Annotated in this window: 17 protein-coding genes; 7 read left to right on the top strand and 10 right to left on the bottom strand. The window is 41.9% G+C overall.

Annotated elements, in window-relative coordinates:
* Positions 1–16: 16 nt before the first annotated feature.
* The 5 genes from FHS86_RS07160 (at position 17) to FHS86_RS07140 (ending at position 7,991) form a co-directional block, all read left to right on the top strand.
* A complete protein-coding gene (locus FHS86_RS07160; RefSeq protein ID WP_429412301.1) occupies positions 17–3,016 on the top strand; it encodes a hybrid sensor histidine kinase/response regulator in 3,000 nt (999 codons plus the stop codon).
* A 4-nt stretch (positions 3,017–3,020) separates the two neighbouring features.
* Complete coding sequence (locus FHS86_RS07155; RefSeq protein WP_429412300.1) at positions 3,021–3,899, top strand: energy transducer TonB; 879 nt, start codon at positions 3,021–3,023, stop codon at positions 3,897–3,899.
* A gap of 21 nt (positions 3,900–3,920) precedes the next feature.
* Positions 3,921–6,278 carry an ATP-binding protein gene (locus FHS86_RS07150; RefSeq protein WP_429412299.1) on the top strand — a complete coding sequence of 786 codons (2,358 nt, stop codon included), beginning with the start codon at positions 3,921–3,923 and terminating at the stop codon, positions 6,276–6,278.
* A 253-nt stretch (positions 6,279–6,531) separates the two neighbouring features.
* Complete coding sequence (locus tag FHS86_RS07145; protein ID WP_429412297.1) at positions 6,532–7,164, top strand: superoxide dismutase; 633 nt, start codon at positions 6,532–6,534, stop codon at positions 7,162–7,164.
* Between the two features lie 44 nt (positions 7,165–7,208).
* Complete coding sequence (locus FHS86_RS07140) at positions 7,209–7,991, top strand: glycosyltransferase family 2 protein (RefSeq protein WP_429412296.1); 783 nt, start codon at positions 7,209–7,211, stop codon at positions 7,989–7,991.
* Between the two features lie 44 nt (positions 7,992–8,035).
* Here FHS86_RS07140 and FHS86_RS07135 read toward each other — a convergent pair whose 3' ends face one another.
* Positions 8,036–9,166 carry an App1 family protein gene (locus FHS86_RS07135; protein WP_429412295.1) on the bottom strand — a complete coding sequence of 377 codons (1,131 nt, stop codon included), beginning with the start codon at positions 9,164–9,166 and terminating at the stop codon, positions 8,036–8,038.
* A 75-nt stretch (positions 9,167–9,241) separates the two neighbouring features.
* On the opposite strand from FHS86_RS07135, the gene FHS86_RS07130 reads away from it, so the two are divergent.
* Positions 9,242–10,132, top strand: coding sequence for a diacylglycerol/lipid kinase family protein (locus FHS86_RS07130; RefSeq protein WP_429412294.1), 891 nt, complete (start codon positions 9,242–9,244; stop codon positions 10,130–10,132).
* Between the two features lie 18 nt (positions 10,133–10,150).
* Here the strand turns inward: FHS86_RS07130 and FHS86_RS07125 are convergent, their stop codons facing one another.
* The 9 genes from FHS86_RS07125 to FHS86_RS07085 all read right to left on the bottom strand — a co-directional run bounded on the left by FHS86_RS07125 (position 10,151) and on the right by FHS86_RS07085 (position 17,462).
* Complete coding sequence (locus FHS86_RS07125; RefSeq protein ID WP_429412293.1) at positions 10,151–10,858, bottom strand: SDR family NAD(P)-dependent oxidoreductase; 708 nt, start codon at positions 10,856–10,858, stop codon at positions 10,151–10,153.
* A gap of 1 nt (position 10,859) precedes the next feature.
* Positions 10,860–11,720, bottom strand: coding sequence for a hypothetical protein (locus tag FHS86_RS07120; RefSeq protein ID WP_429412292.1), 861 nt, complete (start codon positions 11,718–11,720; stop codon positions 10,860–10,862).
* Between the two features lie 92 nt (positions 11,721–11,812).
* Positions 11,813–12,256: a hypothetical protein gene (locus tag FHS86_RS07115; RefSeq protein WP_429412291.1), complete on the bottom strand. Its 444-nt coding sequence runs from the start codon at positions 12,254–12,256 to the stop codon at positions 11,813–11,815.
* Positions 12,257–12,399: 143 nt separating this feature from the next.
* Positions 12,400–14,058 carry a DNA repair protein RecN gene (recN, locus tag FHS86_RS07110; RefSeq protein WP_429412290.1) on the bottom strand — a complete coding sequence of 553 codons (1,659 nt, stop codon included), beginning with the start codon at positions 14,056–14,058 and terminating at the stop codon, positions 12,400–12,402.
* A 3-nt stretch (positions 14,059–14,061) separates the two neighbouring features.
* On the bottom strand, positions 14,062–14,979 hold the full coding sequence (porD, locus tag FHS86_RS07105; protein WP_429412289.1) for a type IX secretion system protein PorD: 918 nt from the start codon (positions 14,977–14,979) through the stop codon (positions 14,062–14,064).
* A gap of 44 nt (positions 14,980–15,023) precedes the next feature.
* A complete protein-coding gene (locus FHS86_RS07100) occupies positions 15,024–15,626 on the bottom strand; it encodes a phosphopantothenoylcysteine decarboxylase domain-containing protein (RefSeq protein ID WP_429412421.1) in 603 nt (200 codons plus the stop codon).
* Positions 15,627–15,670: 44 nt separating this feature from the next.
* Positions 15,671–16,228 (bottom strand): flavoprotein, encoded by a 558-nt coding sequence (locus tag FHS86_RS07095; RefSeq protein ID WP_429412288.1) that lies wholly within the window; start codon positions 16,226–16,228, stop codon positions 15,671–15,673.
* Positions 16,229–16,237: 9 nt separating this feature from the next.
* Positions 16,238–16,576, bottom strand: coding sequence for a DNA-directed RNA polymerase subunit omega (locus tag FHS86_RS07090; RefSeq protein ID WP_429412287.1), 339 nt, complete (start codon positions 16,574–16,576; stop codon positions 16,238–16,240).
* Positions 16,577–16,646: 70 nt separating this feature from the next.
* Positions 16,647–17,462 carry an outer membrane protein assembly factor BamD gene (locus FHS86_RS07085; RefSeq protein WP_429412286.1) on the bottom strand — a complete coding sequence of 272 codons (816 nt, stop codon included), beginning with the start codon at positions 17,460–17,462 and terminating at the stop codon, positions 16,647–16,649.
* Positions 17,463–17,632: 170 nt separating this feature from the next.
* On the opposite strand from FHS86_RS07085, the gene FHS86_RS07080 reads away from it, so the two are divergent.
* Positions 17,633–18,892 (top strand): aminotransferase class I/II-fold pyridoxal phosphate-dependent enzyme, encoded by a 1,260-nt coding sequence (locus FHS86_RS07080; protein ID WP_429412285.1) that lies wholly within the window; start codon positions 17,633–17,635, stop codon positions 18,890–18,892.
* Positions 18,893–19,024: the final 132 nt, after the last annotated feature.

Below are 19,024 nucleotides of genomic sequence, written 5' to 3'. Positions count from 1 at the left end.
AAGCAAGGTAAAATCAATGACAAGTTCATCTGGTATGAATCAAAATGAAATAATTAAAATACTTTTTGCAGAAGACTCGAAACATGATGCAGAACTGGTTCAAAGAGAAATAAAAAAATCATTTGCTAATGCCATTTTTGAGATCACTGACAATCGATTTGGCTTCGAAGAAGCGCTTCGTAATTTTAAACCCGACCTGGTTGTTTCTGATTATCGCATGCCCTCCTTTTCGGGAATGGAAGCACTTCAAATTGTGCAGAAAAGTGCTCCCGACCTGCCTCTTATTGTTGTAACCGGATCAATCGACGAAGAAACAGCCGTTGAATGTTTAAAGGCTGGAGCCGTCGACTACATACTCAAAGAATCGATGAAACGTTTGGGGCAGGCCATTAAACAGGCCATGGACCAAAAGGAAATCAAACTAAAAAGGAAGAAAGCAGAAGCACTGCTAAAAGCAAGCGAGGAGCGTTTCCGCCGACTCACAGAACACGCTCAGGACATGATCTTCCGCATCGAACGGTATCCGGAAAAACATTTTGGCTATGTAAATCATGCGGCACTGAAAATCACAGGTTACACCCCCGAAGAATTTTACCTGAATCCGCAGCTTACCACATCGATTGTGCACCCCGACGACAGACACCTTCAGGAACAGCTGCTTAACGATCAAATTGATATTCGAACTCCGCTGACCCTTCGATGGATCAAAAAGAACGGGGCCATTCGCTGGACCGAAATTCGTAACATCCCCGTTTACGACGAAAAGGGAAAGCTTATCTCCATCGAAGGCATCGCACGCGATATTCACGAACAAAAGCAAAATGAACAAAAACTACTTCAAAGCGACCGGATTTTCAACTTCTCACTCGACCTTTTTTGCATGGTCGATTTCAAGGGCTATTTCCAACTGCTAAATCCAGCCTGGGAGTTTACACTTGGCTGGAGACGTGAAGAACTCATGGAAAAACCCTGGGTTGAATTTGTACACCCCGACGACCAGGAACAAGCGATACACATGCAGGAAAAGATCATTGAGGGAAATGAGGTTTTTCGTTTTGAAAACCGCTATCTGTGCAAAAATGGTGCACTAAAATGGCTTGCCTGGAATGTACACCCTTTTCCCGAAGAACAAATGATGATTGCCACTTGTCGCGATATTACCCAGTATAAGCAGGTACTGACAGAACTCACCCTAAGGGAACAGGAATACCGTGGTCTCATCAATGGAATGAACGAAAGCATTTGGATAATCAGCAATGAGGGACATCTACTCGATGTAAACCAGGCTGCTGTCGACATGCTGGAGTATTCGCGGGAAGAATTACTTTCACCTGCATTCGAGAGCGTTATACAAGTGAACCTGAAAAAAACCATTAACTACAACACGGATCAGCTAGCTGAAAATAAAACACAGGTTTTCGAAACGCTTCATACCACCAAAAGTGGAACTGATATTCCCGTCGAGGTGAGTACTACCCCCATGATATTCAGGGGAAAGCGGGTGCTTCTTTGTGTAGCACGCGACATTACAGAACGTCAGGAACAACAAAAAGCACTCCTCCAAAGCGAAGAGAAATTCAGATCACTTTTTAACAATCATTCCGCTGCAAAAATGATGATCGACCCTGAAAATGGCTTTATTGTCGAAGCCAATAAGGCGGCTGCCTCCTTGTATGGCTGGCCGGTGCAGCATCTTACCCAAATGAATATTCGCGACCTTGATCCGTTTGCAGATAAACGAATTGAAGAGCTTCTGACCAATGTTAACGACAATACTTCTTTAAATCTTGAGCTCAAACACCAAAAAGCAGATAATACAGTATTCGATGTTGAGGTTTTCAGTAGCAAGGTGGAGGTAAATAACAAAGCCTACCTTCATGCCATCATACACGATATTACCGAGAAAAAAATGAGTGAACGGGAATTAAGACTGCTCAAACGGGCTGTTGAACAAAGCCCGGTTACTATGCTGATTACTAACAAACAAGGACAAATCGAATATGTTAATCCAACCTTCACCAAAGTAACCGGTTATGAGTTGAATGAGGTAAAAGGCAAAAATCCCCGTTTTCTCAAGTCAGGTTTTCATAACCAGCAATTCTATGAAAACATGTGGTCGGCTTTGCTTTCGGGCAACGACTGGATGGGGGAACTCCACAACAAACGAAAGGATGGCAACTTTTACTGGGAAGATGCGGTCATCTCCCCTATTTTTAACAGTCAGAAAAAAATTACCCATTTCGTATCGGTTCGTGAAGACATTACCGAGAAGAAAAAAATGATTGAAGACCTGGTGAGCGCTAAAGAGAAAGCGGAGGAAAGTGATCGTCTGAAATCGGCCTTTCTGGCCAATATGAGTCACGAAATCAGAACACCAATGAACGGCATTCTGGGTTTTGCCGAATTACTTAAAGAACCCCATCTGAACGATGCTACCAAAGAACAATACATCAAAATTATTGAAGAAAGTGGTCAGCGCATGCTCGAAACCATCAACGACCTGGTCGACATTTCACGCATTGAATCCGGAACGGTCGAGGTGGAGTATTCCAGTGTGTGCATTCATGAAAAACTCGATGCGCTCTATCACTTTTTTCAACCCGAAGCAAACAAAAAGGGGCTTGAACTACGTTACATTTCCGAACCAGAAAATCAAGATACCCATCTGAATACCGACCAGTTTAAACTGAATGCCATTTTGATCAACCTCATTAAAAATGCCATTAAATACACCAGCAAAGGCTGGGTGGAACTTGGATTCAGGAAAGGAAATAACAGCATCTTGTTTTATGTGAAAGACACAGGTGACGGAATTGAACAGGAACGGCACGAAGCAATTTTCGAACGCTTTGTACAGGCCGATAATAAACTAACCAAGTCGTTCGAGGGAGCCGGTCTGGGGCTGTCAATCTCAAAAGCCTATACCAACATGCTCGGTGGTACTATTTGGGTAGAATCAGCTCCTGGTGAGGGATCTTGTTTTTGGATTGAACTACCGTTTGAACCTACAAATTAAAGCCATGAAACAAATCGTAATACTTTGGCTTTCTTTATTCATTGGGGCAGGCGTAATGGCTCAAAACGATACCGCCTATTACTTCAATGCCAATGGCGAATTAGCCAAAAACAACAGCCGTTATATTAAAAAGGAAATCGTTTACCGAAACAGCAACACCCTGCTAATCAAAACAAGCAATTTCACGTCCGACGGTTGGTTGGAAGGCATGAACCAAAAATGGAAGCAAATAAACGATGGAACCTTTAAAATCACGATTCGCAGAGGAACGGATAAAATCAGACTGATCAGGCAATACACACGGAATAATGACGGGACCTGGTATTTTAAGGAACAGATCAACGAAAAGCTGGTACGCGAAGGAAGCGCCATCAGCAACATTCCCTTATTGCTGCACGATACCATCAAAACTTATTATCCCAACGGAAAAATAAAATCGCTTGAATTTTACCAACACAACGAACTTCAAAGCAATAAGAACTGGCTTGGAAACGGGATTCCCTACTTCAACAATATCTTTTATTCTGTTGACCAATTCCCCAAATACACCGGAGGAAATGAGCGACTTCATGAACACCTTCTTGCAGCATTAAAAAGAAAAAAGGTCGATTTTACAAGCATCAACGGGAGGCTCGAAATTGGCTTCGTTGTGTTTGAAGATGGAAAAATTGGTGGTTTCAGGGTACTGAATTCCCTAAGCAACGAACTGGAGGAAATTGTTGTCAATGCCTTTCGCACGCTTCCCGAAAGCTGGGAACCCGCTCTTTTGGATGGCGAAAAAGTACGTTACTTCCAAACCTTCCCCATCAATTTTATTCATCATCAATACCAGGTTGAATTTTTCGATTTTTATAGCGGACTTGTTCAATTTGAAAGTAAATAAGCAACAAAAAGCACAACAGGAATGGACATATCATCCAATATTTCACTCATAAACAAACTATTAACACAAAACGACCGCAACAGCATTGAATTTTTGATGGCCCGTGAATGCTTCGATTTGATTGGAGTTTTGGTACTGGTACTCGATACAAGTGGTCAGATTGTTTTAGTAAATGAAACGGGATGCAAACTTTTAGGACTGCCTTTTGAATCGCTTCATGGAAAAAACTTTTTCGAAAAGTTTATTACCAGCGGGAATAAGCAAAAAGCCGGCAATGATTTTATTGAACTACTTAATGCCAACAAATCAATCACACAGGCCCGCCGTTACGAATTAAAAACTGCACAAAGCAAACATTACATTATCGAAGCCAAAATTATGACCGTAATGCACGGGGAAACCATTAGCGGGGTCGTCATTTCGGGCAAGGATGTGGCCGAATACCTCAAAAATGAACAAGCCCTTCAATACGACATCAACCTTTATCAAATTCTGGCCAATAACATTCCCGGAATTAATTTATTCCTTTTCGATCAGTCGTTAAGGTTTATCATCGCCGAAGGACGTGAAATGAAAAACAACGGGATCGATAGTAATTATTTCGAAAACAAAACGCTCGATCAACTCAACGATCAAAAACTGGCCGGACTTTGGAAGCCTGTTTTTGAAGAAGCATTGAAAGGAATTGATGCTTCGGCACGCTATTCTCACAACAACTACAACTACCGGATGTGGGCCTTTCCTGTAAAAAATAAAACAGGAAACACCGAATCGGGAATTGCCATCACACAAAACATCACCAACGACCTGCGTACACAGCGAAAGCTTAAAAAAGCCAAAGAAGAAGCTGAAAAGGCCAATCAGGCCAAAAGTGAATTTCTGGCCCATGTAAGTCATGAAATACGTACTCCTTTAAATGCCATTGTTGGTTTTGCCGAACAATTAGCACAAACTGAATTGAATCTGCAGCAACACGAATTTGTGAAAATCATCGATAAATCATCGCAACATCTTCAGTCGCTCATCAACGATCTCCTTATTCTTTCAAAAATTGAAGCAAGGGAGATGAATTTCGATCAGACTCCATTCAAGCTTACTCAGGTTGTTGAATATGTTTTTGATGCATTGGGAACACGGGCCCGTGAAAAGGGGCTGGACTTTAATTTTACCATTGATCCGAAAATTAACAAAGTGATAATTGGCGACAGCTTCCGTCTGCGTCAGATTTTGATTAACATGCTCAGCAATGCGATAAAATTCACCAGCGAAGGCGGTGTAGAACTTCGCTGCAAGCTGCAACACGACGATGGCACCAGGCTTCGCATTAGCTTCGAAATCAGCGACACCGGCATTGGCATTGCGCCCGAACATCTCAGCATCATTTTCGACCAGTTTAAGCAGTCCGACACCACCATCACCAAACGATTTGGTGGAACCGGACTGGGATTAACCATTTGTAAAAAATTGATTGAACTGCAACAGGGTACGCTGTCAGTCGAAAGCGAACCCGCTGCGGGAAGTACGTTTACCTTCACACTTCCCTTCCTGAAAGGAAAAAAGAGCGACCTCTCCGTGCTTAAAACAGTACAAATTGATCCGGAAGTATTGCGTAATAAAACAATATTGCTTGTCGATGATGACAGTGTTAACCGACTGCTTGCTTTAACCATACTTGAGAAATTTAACTGCATGGTAGAAGTCGCCGATGGCGGAAAAAAAGCCATCGAATTGCTCAACAACAAAGTCTTCGATGTAATATTACTTGACATTCACATGCCCGAAGTCAGTGGCATCGATGTGGCCCGCTACCTCCGCAAAGATCTAAACAATCAGTCAACCCGAATCATTGCTGTGACTGCCGCTGTGATGAGTCACGAACTTAAAACCTATCAGCAGGCCGGCATCAACGATTTTCTTATTAAACCCTTTAAAGAAATTAATCTGTTTAACAAAATTTGCGAGATGCTGCATGTTGAATTACCTGAACAGAAATTAGAAAAGAAGAAAAAATCATTGCCCTCATTCTCTTCTGAAAACCTTCCTTATGATTTATCGGAGTTAACAAGCATCGCCGACGGGAAACAACAGTTTATCCATAATATGCTGACAACCTTCATCGAAAACTCGAGGCAGGCAGTGGCAGAAATGGAACGTTTAGTCAACGAAAAAAAATACACTCAGCTGGGTGAAACGGCTCACAAAATTCTCCCTTCGTACCGGCATCTTAAAGTCAGCAAATTAGTTCCCTTACTGACCCAAATTAAAGAAAAAACACTCATTGCCCCCAATTACGACCAACTGCCCCAACTGGTCAAACAAACCAATATCGAAATTCATAAATTACTTAAAATACTGGAGAAAGAAGTCAGCTCGCTTTAAACTACGGTTCCACAAAACAGCCTTGGATTGCTCATTTCCTGAGTTACTTTCTTCACAAATAAATTGTGGACAATCTGCCACGTTTAGGGCATTAATTCAACATCGGAACAATTAGTTTAGCCACAACACACAATAACAAGAAACTGTAAAACAAGTACATACATTAAATTGAAATTGTTGTGGCACAACATTTTCAGGGATATATGCTTTGCATTGGTGGCATAGATTCCGGTCTACATTTTCCACAACATGCATGAGTACAACTTATCAAACACTTGATATGGCTTTTATTCTGCCCGATTTAGGATTCGATTACAATGCACTTGAGCCACATTTCGATGCTCAAACAGTTGAAATGCACTACGAACAATACCATGCAGGCATGCTGGAGCGCTTTAATGAAAGCATCCGCAATACCGGACTCGAAGATCAGACACCTGCTTCTATTTTTTCACGTATTTCGAATTACAGTGATGATGTCCGTTTTTATGGAGGTGCATTTTACAATCACTCCTTGTTCTGGAAAATTCTAAGTCCCTATCCGGTCAGCATAGGAAAAGGGCAATTTGCGAAGATGATTCAAAAAGTATTTGGTTCGACTGAGAAAATGATTGCACAGTTTTCGGAAGCGGCACAGCGATTGCCTGGTTCAGGATGGACCTGGCTAATCAAGGCTGCCAATGGAAGTTTAGACATTACCACTACTGCCAATCACGACAATCCGCTCATGGATATTGCGCCGGTACAGGGTGTGCCCATTCTTACCCTCGACCTGTGGGAACATGCCTACCTGCTTAAATTCCAGCACAACAAACACCTTTATATCGATGCATTCTGGAAGCTGGTTAACTGGAAAAAAGTGGAAGAACTTTTTCTGAGTTCCTAAGCCCGCTGAATGCAGCGACCCTATGTCTGACAAAAAGATAGAAAATGAAAAAAAAGAGCGTAAGCATTATCATTTGTGCCTACAACGAAGAAAAGACCCTTGAAGCTGTTGTTCGGCAATGTCATGAACACAATCCAGAAAGTGAAATTATTGTGGTTAACGACGGCTCCGATGACAAGACACATAAAATAATGGAGCAACTACGAAATGAATTGCCTGTAAAATACATTCATTTAATTGAAAACAAAGGAAAAAGCTATGCAATGGTTAAGGGAGTCGAAAACGCCTCGAACGATATTATCCTGTTCTTCGATGCCGACATAACAGGTATCAAAGCAAAGCATTTCGACCAACTGCTAAATCCTGTCTTAATTGACCATCCGGAGGCAGACATGGTGCTGGGAACTCCTTCGAATACCTTTATCGATTACCGGATCAATCCCTTCAAAAGCCTGACCGGTGAAAGAGTCATGTTTAAAAAAGACCTGCTTCCGATTTTGGATGATATCAGAGACATCCGTTTTGGTGTTGAGACCTACATTAATTTGTATTTTCAGGCCAATGGCAAAAAAATCAAATACCTTTTGCTCGAAGGGCTCACAAACCCTGTAAAGCACAGCAAAATGGAAGCAGGAAAAGCCACCGCCGAATTATTTAAGGAAAGCAAGGAAGTGGCCATTACCCTCCTGAAAAACTACAATCTGCTCATCAAAAGCATCGGAAATTCGTTTGAAGAACGAAGTGAAAAGATCAAGGAATCGTTCATGACCATTTATGATGACATTAACAAAAACCTGAACGATTTGATGAAAAACAACGATAAGTAGGCATTTTTCCGGACAAGTGCTTTGTAGCCCGTATGAATTTCTGCTTAGGGCTTTTCGGCTTCGCGAAGCAGATCATCAATCTGCCGAAGATAGGACTCATCAATATAGTGCTCTCCCGCTGCATGCTGCGCTACTTCGGCTGTGCTTGGTGCAAGCACCATGGTGGTATCGAGTTGACCAACGTGCTCAATAATGCGATGAAGTTTTGCTGTTTTCTGACCTCTTTTTACTTTTCGTATGTAGATCAGCCTTACCCGGTCGGGGTATTCACTAACAATTCTCTTATAAATTACCGGATCGCACTGGCCACTGTCGCCAATAAGCACAAATTCATGATTGGGATAAAAATCGAGCAGGAATTTAATTTTTTCAAATTTATGCTCATGACTTCCACCACCTGATTTCCAGAATTTATAAATGCTGTAATTCAGTTTTCGAAGCATGAAAACGCCTTTGGGAATTTTGTTGAAGGTAAAAAAATCATCGAGCAAGTCATACAAATTCCACTCACTGCTCGAAACATAGAAAAAAGGATACTTATTGCTTCGTCCGTCGCCTTCCTTGAAAGCTTTATAAAGCAATGAAACCCCCGGAAAAGGCAGGCGTGTGTGGGCATTCTTTATCAGTAAAAGCCGCATCTTTCTCAAAATCTGAGTTGAATGCGATATCAACACAGTATCGTCGATGTCGGAAACAAAAATTCGCTCATTGTCATTGAGAATAATCCGAACCTCACCTGTAGCCTTAATTTCAGGCTGATTCTCTACAAGTTCATCAAGCAATTTAAAATGAACCTCGTGCCATTGTTTTTCTCTGATTGCTTCAAGGGGGGCTTCAAAATGAAAATGAAAGGAGAAATACCCCTGCTCATCGGTTTGGCCTTCGAGCGTGATGCCCATGAAGCATGCACTCAGTTTTACTCCTGCAATTTCATCACTTGCAAAACGTTTGATCATCGAGAGTACATTGCGCCATTTGCGATGACCATTGTGTGGTTCTTGTATCCCCTTGTCCTCCATTACCATGCCTTTTATGTAAACATCGCTTTCATTTCCAAAACCGTGATAAGGGACAATGACGGGCACCTTAAGCCAGCCAGCTTTTTGTTTCAAATAAACAAGCAAAGGAGTTAAGGGATGACTTAAATTTTTAAATACTGGTCGTAAAAACTTCATATTCGCTAAGCACTTTAATGGCCGTTTTTTTATAACTTGATGAACGCTTAAGAAAATATAAAAAAAAACAGACGCTTGAATAAGAAAAACGGAATGCACATTTTACTGGTTATCAATCCAAAATCGGGTTCAGCCAACGTTTCAACCCTGGAGGAACTGGTAAAAAAATATGCCGATCGCTTTCAGTTTATTCCTGAAATATATCTTACCAAAGGTAAGCATGACCAGGAAGAAATAAAACAATTGATCAAGACCTCTTCACCACAAATGATTATTGCTGTTGGTGGCGATGGCACCATCAACATGCTTGCTCCCCTCCTGCTAAATACAAAACTAGTACTGGGTATTATTCCCGCCGGGTCGGCCAATGGGCTCGCCTACAATCTCGATATACCAAACAATGCCGAAAAAGCACTAAAACGAATACTTGAAGGGCAGGAAAGACAGATTGACTGCATACAAATCAATGAGCGCTATTGTTTGCACTTAAGCGATATTGGCATCAATGCCCGCATTGTTAAGCGTTTCGAAGAAGAGCAATCAAAGGGATTACGTGGTTATGCCAAGCATTTGTTGAAAGAGCTGTTTTCAAAAAACGAGGCATTCCTCTTCCGTATAAAGACCAAGGAGGGAATTGACAAAAAAAGAAAAGCCGAAATGGTGGTCATTGCCAATGCCCAGGCTTATGGAACCGGAGCGCGTATTAATCCTCAAGGTAAAATCGACGATGGATTATTCGAAGTGATCGTCATTAAGCCTTATCCCTGGTGGTCGGTGGTACGTTTTGTCTACAACATCTTTGCGGGTCGTCTGCATACCATGAAATACGTAAAGGTATATCATAGCTGCGAGGCCGAACTGCTGCTTAAAAAACCTCAGGTAATACAAATTGATGGTGAAATCGTTAATGACACCTTAAAAATCAACTTAAAACTGCTGCCGGGTGCCATTCGGATTGTTTGCTAGGCTGCATCTGCAAATTGCTTATTTCAATTCACGAACGTCGAGGAAACTGCCACTTTTGTAGTTACGCACTTCAGTAACAGCCCGGGCAAATAGCGCTGCCGCTTGATGAATACCGGGCATTTTTTGGGTACCACGGGCTGTCTGCAATTTTTTGAGTACCGGATACTTTTCAGTTTCCTGTATTCCTGCAATATATTCCTGCATTCCGGTATCGACCAGGCCAGGAGCCAGGGCACAAAAATGAGTGTTTTCCAATTCACCAGCATATAAATTGATCAACATATTGAGTGTCGCCTTCGAAAGGGCATAAGCATTCCATCCCCGTGCTCCGCTTACCGAAGCTCCCGACGAAACTGCCACCACCTGTCCAATGCTGCAGTAGGTGGTCAATGTGTCAATCAGTACCTTATTGCTCCACACATTCAAATCCATCACTGACTTAATTTCAGCAATACTGGTATCTTTTAAGTCTTTAATTTCATTGAGTTTGCCGGCATTGAGAATGACCAGATCAAGTGACTTAAGTTCTGAAATGAAAGCAGGAAGCAATGCTTCGATTTGACCGAGCTCAATTAAATCAAGCGACAAATAACGAAAAGAAGCATGGTCTGCCAGTTCTGGGTTTTGCTTACGGCTAATACCGTACACCTCAGCCCCCTGCTTCAGATAATATCGAGCTAATCCAAAACCAAGCCCCGAATGGGTTCCAGTGATTAAGACTTTCATATTACTTCTTCAATTCATGAAAAATTAGTACGGGTATTTGTGCTTTTTTAATGATGCCCCTGGTTTCACTTTTATGAAAGATACTGTCGATGAAACCTCTGTTTTCTTTTAATAAAACAATTAAGCTGCATTCGTTTTCAAGTGCAAAATGATTAAGTTGTTCTGCAAATTTTAACTCCGGGCTCCTGGTCAGTGCCTTCACCGTGACATGTTCAAATCCACTTTCACGCCGCACCAGCTCCTGAAAACCTTCTTTTTTTACATCCGCTTCAAAGCCACCTGTTTTTGACAAATGCAAAGCAGTTAATGAAAGCATCATTTCACCCAACATTTCGTGCAAGCGTTTAAAAGTAGCAATATCGGCTTCGTGGTAATCGGTAGCATACAATACCTTATTGGGCAGGCTGTATGGTATCCCTTTGGGAATCACCCACACCGGACAGGCCAGGTTGCGAATCAACTCCATATTGGCTGGTGTTTGCGACCAAAAGCTTTCTTCCTCATGCCCTTCAACCGCCAGCATATCGATTTTCTTCTCTTCCAGTAAATCGTCGAGTATCGAAAAATATACGCCGGTTTCGATTGAATAAGCAACATCTGCTTTAAAAGGAAGTTCTTTTGCAACAGCCTTTATTTTAGCATCGAGCAACTCGCTAATATCACGTTTCAGCTCTTCGTGATTCTGATAGGCATAATTAGCAGGAACACCAATAGCTCCCGGGTCACCCATGGGATAATTATCGTAGGTTTGAATATAAATTAGTTTGACAGCGAAATTCAGATCATGGGCAAGCCTTGCACAATAAGCAATAAAACTTTCAGCTTCCTGAGGGTTTCGAACAATTCCAAGCAGTGTTTTCATCGTTTCCTGTTTTTAAAGTTAATAACAACTTTTCAAACTCCGTATAATAATTAAACAGCCTCGGAAGATGTTGGTTTTATTTTTTCAAAAATTTAGTACCACCAGGCTCCATATAATTGCCATGGCCAGGGAATGGCAAGCAACATAACAATCAAACCAATTCCAAAAAAGATAAGGGTACGTTTCAGTTTTGCACTGTTCAGGTTTGCTTTCTTAGCCTTAACATATCCAATGGTAATCAATGCCGCAGCAATCAGCATCATACCAATGTGTTCGACTAAAAAGAAACGCAGCAGATCGTTCGACATGCTTTGTGCACTGAAAACTACTTTTCCGCTTATAAAATAAAGTACAAGTCCGATGATAATCTGAGTATGGGTAAAGGCAAGGGAGAGCACTCCCAGTTTCCGGTCACCACTGGTGTATTTTTTATTACCCATAAGCTTTACAAGGGCAGAGACAATGGCGCTAACAATAAATAATAAAACCAACCAGCGCAGCCCCGAGTGGGCATGTTTGAGAATCTGATAAAACATTCTTTCCTTTTTTTAGATTAAACACTAGAATAACCTTGACTTTTGAAAAAAGTTTAATGGAAAAGAAGATTTTATGTTAATCATATGAATGAAAAACAGATTTCGAATCCGGAAGAAAAAAAAGCAGAAAGCCTTTTCGTGTTTTAAGCCTTCATCAACGAACGCGCATTTTCAAAGGCCGCTTTATCAGGAAATTCACCACTCAGCATTTTGGCAAGCTCCTCTACTCTTTCAACTTCGTTAAGAAGTTTAATTCCGGTTTCAACAGCGGTGCTGGTTTCATTTTTAAACACCTGATAATGATGGCTGCCTTTTGCCGCAATTTGTGGAAGGTGTGTAATGTTGATCACCTGCATGTAAGCGGCCATTTTATGTAGAATAAGCCCCATTTTAGCAGCAATTTCACCCGAAATACCACTGTCAATTTCATCGAAAATTATTGCAGGAAGTGCTTTCGAACGTGCCACCACTGTTTTTATGGCCAGCATCACGCGCGAAAGTTCCCCGCCCGATGCCACTTTGTTGATTTCTTCGGGTTGGCCTCCTTTATTGGCTGCAAACAGAAAATCGACCACATTATTCCCTTTGGGACCAAATTCAGAAAGGCTGCGAAGCATTACCTCGAACCGTGCATTGGGCATGCCCAGCTGATGCAAATAGCTGCTTATCTCCTGATTGAGTTCGGGTAAGCATTTTTCGCGGGACTGATGCAGCCCGAGAGCCGCTTTGGTTACCAGTTCTTTCTGCTTTTTGATTTGTTGTTCCAGCTTTTCAAGCGCTTCATCGTACGATGCGGCTGCCTGTATTTTTGAATCAAAATCATCTCTTATTCCAATTAATTCGGCCACAGAATCAACACGGTGTTTTTGTTGCAGCGAATAAAGCAGGTTAAGCCGATCGGTAATTATCTCGAGCCGTTGCGGGTCGTCTTCACTTTTTCCGGCAAGCAGTTCGCATTCATCGGCGACATCCCGTAATTCGATGTACTGACTTTCGACCCGTTGGTGGAGTTCACCGGCTTCGGGAAGATAAGCCGACAGTTTTTGAAGGGTGGCTGCCGCTTCTTTTAATCTCGACAAAGCATCAAACGCTTCTCCGTCGAGCCATTGATAAACCTGATTCAGGCCTGTTTTTATTTCCTCGGCATGGCTCAGGAGCTCCTGCTCCGATTCAAGCTTTTCCTGTTCATCTTCGATGAGTACAGCTTCCTCGAGTTGTTTAAACTGAAACTCAAAATAATCGAGGTCGGCTTTCGACTGTGCTGCCTGTTCTGCAAGGCTTGCATACTGCTTCTCGAGCTGTCGCCATACTTTATAATGCATGCCGTATTCATCAAGCAAAGTCTGATGGCCTCCAAACCAGTCGAGTACATTGAGTTGAAAATGATGACTTCCAAGTTCCAGATTGGCATGTTGCGAATGAATGTCGATCAGTTGAACTCCCAGGGTTTTCATTACATTTAACTGCACAGGAGTATCATTGATAAAGGCCCTTGATTTACCTGAAGGTGTTATTTCCCTGCGAAGAATCACCGGAATATCAAAGTCAAGATCATTCTCATCAAAAAAACGTCGTAACTGTATATTTTCAGCTACTTTAAATCTTCCTTCCACCACACACTTACCCGCTTCATCGTTGAGCACCGATGTGTCGGCACGCTGACCGAGTATCAGTCCCAATGCCCCCATAATGACCGATTTACCTGCACCCGTCTCACCTGTAATTACACAGAATCCGGGAGCAAAATCAACATCGAGGGTTTTAATGATGGCGTAATTGCGAACAGAAAGTTTACTTAACATGGGTTATAGTTGATTTTTAGCTTCCTTTTTGATGTTTTCATACTTCGATGCATTGGAAGGATCACATTCCGATAGGATCTGAATAACACGGTCCTGCTCATCGGGGTAGGAATTCGAAAATACATTGACCAGCTCATTCGACTTGGCATCGAAAAATACCTGGGTAATGTACAAACGCGATCGGGCCCTGAAAACCTGTTGTATCAAACGGAGTGATTCTGCAATCTCTGCCCTTCCCGACTCCACACTTTCGGCCATGGCATCGAGTCCCTTGCGGTGATAGTCGTACATGCACTGCCTAAACGATGAATAACTTGTATTGAGTACATTTTCTACCAGCCAGTAACGGTTGTAATCCGACTCAAAGGCTTTCCATCCACGATACGAATTGGGAAAATTCTGCGACTCATTGACAATTTTACGTGCCTTTTCAAAATACTCGCTACCTCCGTTGGGTGAATAGCTATCGTAGTCGAAACCCAGAATAACATAGGCATAATAGGCCAGTATGCTGGTCATGTTATCTTTATTGGCATTTTCGCTAAACTCAATGGCCTGGTATTCCTGGTATTTGCATCTGAAACCTTCATCCCGTATATTCAGCACTGTTGTCTTGTATGATGAATTAAAGGCAGTTCGCTTGCTTTGAACAGTAATAATGCCTTCGTATTCATCGGCCGAAATCTGTTTATTCAGCTGAATGTTGATACTGCATTCAATGCGTTCGGTATTCGAATAATTATGATTGGTCCATTTTCGGTTATTCATAAAATCGTACAAATCCATCTGCATCGTCCGGAAAATATTTTTGTTCGCTCCTGTAATTTTGCTGGCATTTACGCTCACATTGCAGCGCAATTCCTGCGCAAAACCAGGAACGATCGACAGAAAAAGCAACATTACGATCAGTAGTTTCTTCATAAATACAACTTTTGCAAAAGTAAAAATAAGAATAGCAGATGAATTTACAAGCTGATGATCGTTTCCATGTGATCAACAATGTCGCTTGCAACTTCTTCTTTTGATTTTAACTCGAAATTGTACATTTTATTATCCTTACCGATGATGGTAATTTTGTTGCTTGCCGATTGGAAGCCGGCTCCGGGATCATTAAGGGAGTTTAACACAATGAAATCGAGCTGCTTTTTTTTCAGTTTGGCCGAGGCGTTTTCCAGTTCATTGTTGGTTTCGAGCGCAAAACCAACAAGTACTTGTTTTTCTTTTTTAATTTCTCCTAAACTGGCAGCAATATCGGGATTGGGAATCAGCTCTATTTTCAACTGGTCACTTTTGCGTTTCATTTTTTGACCGAACTGTTGCGACGGCCTATAGTCGGCCACTGCGGCACACATGATCGCACCATCGGTGCCTGGAAATAAGTTCACAGCCTCGCGGTGCATTTCGAGGGCCGATGTTACTTTAATTAACTGAATGTTGGGATGATTCACCGTAAGTGCAACCGGGCCGGAAACAAGTAAAACCCTTGCTCCGCGGCTGGCCAGCTCGTTAGCCAGAGAGTAACCCATTTTACCCGATGAATAATTTCCTATAAAGCGAACAGGATCAATTTTTTCGTGGGTGGGGCCGGCAGTAAGCAGAAAAGTTTTACCGCTTAGCTTTTTTTTTTATTGAAAAAGTGAACAACTTCTTCAAGCAGGGCCTCAGGTTCCTGCATGCGTCCTTTGCCTACCAGGCCACTTGCCAGTTCTCCGCTGTCGGGTTCAATAATGATGTTGTGGTAGGATTTCAGTATTTCAATATTTTTTTGATTGGCCGGATGCTTATACATGTCAAGATCCATGGCCGGAGCAATCATTACCGGACACTTCATCGACATATAGGTGGTAATCAGCATATTGTCGGCAATACCATGGGCCATCTTACCTAAAGATGAAGCGGTTGCCGGGGCAATAATCATTAAATCGGCCCACAAACCAATGTCGACGTGGCTGTTCCAGCTGCCATCGTTGGCTCCGAAAAATTCACTCACAACGGGTTTATTCGATAAAGCCGACAAGGTGACCGGCGTAATGAATTCCTTCCCCGAAGGGGTAATTACAACCTGTACTTCGGCTCCTTCTTTCACCAGGCCCCTTAAAAGAGTAGCTGCCTTGTAAGCAGCTATACTCCCTGTTATTCCAAGAACAATATGTTTTCCTTTTAACCTCACAACAAGGATTTAAAAGTTACCTTTTCTACTATCCTTCAATGGGTTTCGATGATAAATTTTGCCTTCGATAAACTCCTGTGTAGCAATCAACGTTGGTTTTGGCAAGCGTTCATAAAATTTTGAAATTTCGATCTGCTCACGGTTTTCAAAGATCTCCTCCAGGTTATCGGTGTACGAAGCAAATTCAGACAATTTCTGATTGAGTTCTTCCTTCAGCTCTGAGGCAATCTGATTCGAACGTTTCGACAGAATCATCACAGTCTCATACATGTTGCCAGTTTCACTACTTAGCTGTTGAATGTTACGGCTAATGGTGTTGTTTGCTGCTTTTGTCTTTTTGTAATCCATACTTTATATTTCTTGAACTTTTTTCTAAATACTATTGCAATAATTTTAGCCCTGCAAAAATAAGCTATTTTTATGAATCAATCGATGAAAGATCTTCATCATAACCCAATTCATCTGATATTTGTTTAAAATCCCGCTGTACTTCCCGTATATATTTGCTTTCAGGGAATTCATCAACAAAATTAAAATACTCATCACGCGCATCGTTCAAACGCTCGCGCTTCTTGCTTTCCACACTGTTGTCGGCCAGGTTAAACTTCGACTTGAAAAGCAGATAGCGTAATTCTTCGCGGTATTTCGTATCGGGATAATCGGACAGACTATTGTCAAGCGCAATAACCGCAGCTTTAAAATAATCCATGTCGAAATAAAGCTTGGCGTTGAGATATGATTTGTAGGCAATCTTTTCGTTCAGCTCATCAATCAGGATATTGGCTTCGGCCACTTTATCGCTAAAAGGATAGATATTAATAAACAATTGCAATGCATCGATGGCCTGCCTGCTAACCTGCTGATCGAGCTTGGCAGTGGGTGAATCCATATAATAACAATACCCGATCATGAATTGAGACTCCTCGGCAAACTCACTCCTGGGATACTGATCGATGATATTTTTGAAATAATGACCTGACAGTACGTAATCTTTCTGTCCAATCAGGCTTTGGGCATAGTGGTAATAAAGGTCATCGCCCCTCGAAGTTCCGCGGAACACATAAACCAAATCCTGAAAGAGTGAATTGGCATGTGTAAAGTCTTCTGCTTCGTAATACTCCAGCGCCTTTTTATACTTGTACTCATAATCGGTACTTTTCACGACTTTGTTGAATTCGCTGCACGACAACAGGAACAGACTAATAATCAATAAGAAAAACCACTTTTTATCCATAGCTAAAAATGTTGTGCAAAAATAGATTTTTATATTCAATAATGAAAGCCGCAAAATAAAGATTTAAGCAGCAGGGAGAAATTATTTATAGTTAAAATTTTAAAAATTGGGACTATTTGTAAACACCTGTAAAAATTTTACATTTGCAACGTTTAATCAATAACTAAGCAATGGATATTTTTGATAAACTAAGAGCTAACAAAGGTGACCTTGGTCAATACCAAAAGCAGGCTCACGGATATTTCATGTTTCCTAAATTAGAAGGAGAAATCCAACCCCGAATGAAGTTCAGGGGCAAGGAGGTACTTACATGGAGTTTGAATAATTACCTGGGGCTGGCCAACCATCCGGCAGTACGCGAGGCCGATGCCAAAGCAGCCGCTGAATATGGAATGGCATATCCGATGGGTGCGCGTATGATGTCGGGGCAAACCAGCAAACACGAAGAGCTGGAACACGAACTGGCAAAATTTGTTGGCAAGGAAGATTCATTTCTGCTCAATTTTGGATACCAGGGAATGGTTTCCATTATCGACTCAATTGTTGGCCGGAATGATGTAATTGTATACGACTCCGAAAGTCATGCATGCATCATGGATGGCATTTTCCTCCATAAAGCCAAGGGAGGAAAAAGCTTTGTTTTCCAGCACAACAACATGGAAAAATGTGAAAAAATGCTTGGCTTTGCTCAAAAACGGGTAGCTGAATCAGGTGGTGGAATTTTGCTTATCACTGAAGGCGTGTTTGGCATGGCCGGCGACCTGGGGCTGCTTGACCAAATTGCAGCACTGAAAGAAAAATACAACTTCCGTTTTCTGGTTGACGATGCGCATGGCTTTGGAACCATGGGTGAAACAGGTGCCGGAACAGGTGAATATTTTGGCATTCAGGATAAAATCGACATCTACTTTTCAACTTTTGCCAAAGCCATGGCCGGAATTGGTGCCTTTGTAGCCGGCGACGAAGACGTAGTCGACTTTTTGAGATACAATATGCGCTCTCAAACCTTTGCCAAGTCGCTTCCAATGCCCATGGTAATTGGTGCTTTGAAACGACTGGAACTATTGCGTACCGAAAAATCGCTGCGTGATAACCTCTGGAAAGTGGTGAACCATCTGCAAAAAGGACTAAGAGATCAGGGCTTCGATCTGGGAGCCACCAACTCTCCTGTTACGCCTGTTTATCTCAAGGGCGGCGTTCCCGAAGCAACCAACGTAGTAATGGATTTGCGTGAAAACTACAATGTATTTTGTTCCATCGTTATTTATCCTGTCATTCCTAAGGGTGAATTGCTGCTCCGCCTGATTCCAACCTCGGTACACTCGCTCGAAGATGTTGACTACACCATCAAAGCGTTCACCGAAGTACGCAAGAAACTCGACGAAGGCAAATACAGCACCACACAAATTGCCAACGTATTTGAACAATAAAATTGATTTTTTATCATAATATGATCAAAAAGGGGCCATGAGCCCCTTTTTGTTTGCCTCTATTTTTTTCATCGCCACTCATTTGAAACCCTGTCTACAAAAAAATAATTTAAAGTGCTCAGCATAAAAGTT

This window comes from Roseimarinus sediminis (assembly GCF_050433125.1).
GTDB lineage: Bacteria > Bacteroidota > Bacteroidia > Bacteroidales > Prolixibacteraceae > Roseimarinus > Roseimarinus sediminis.
This window is presented reverse-complemented; position numbering and strand designations above follow the sequence as displayed.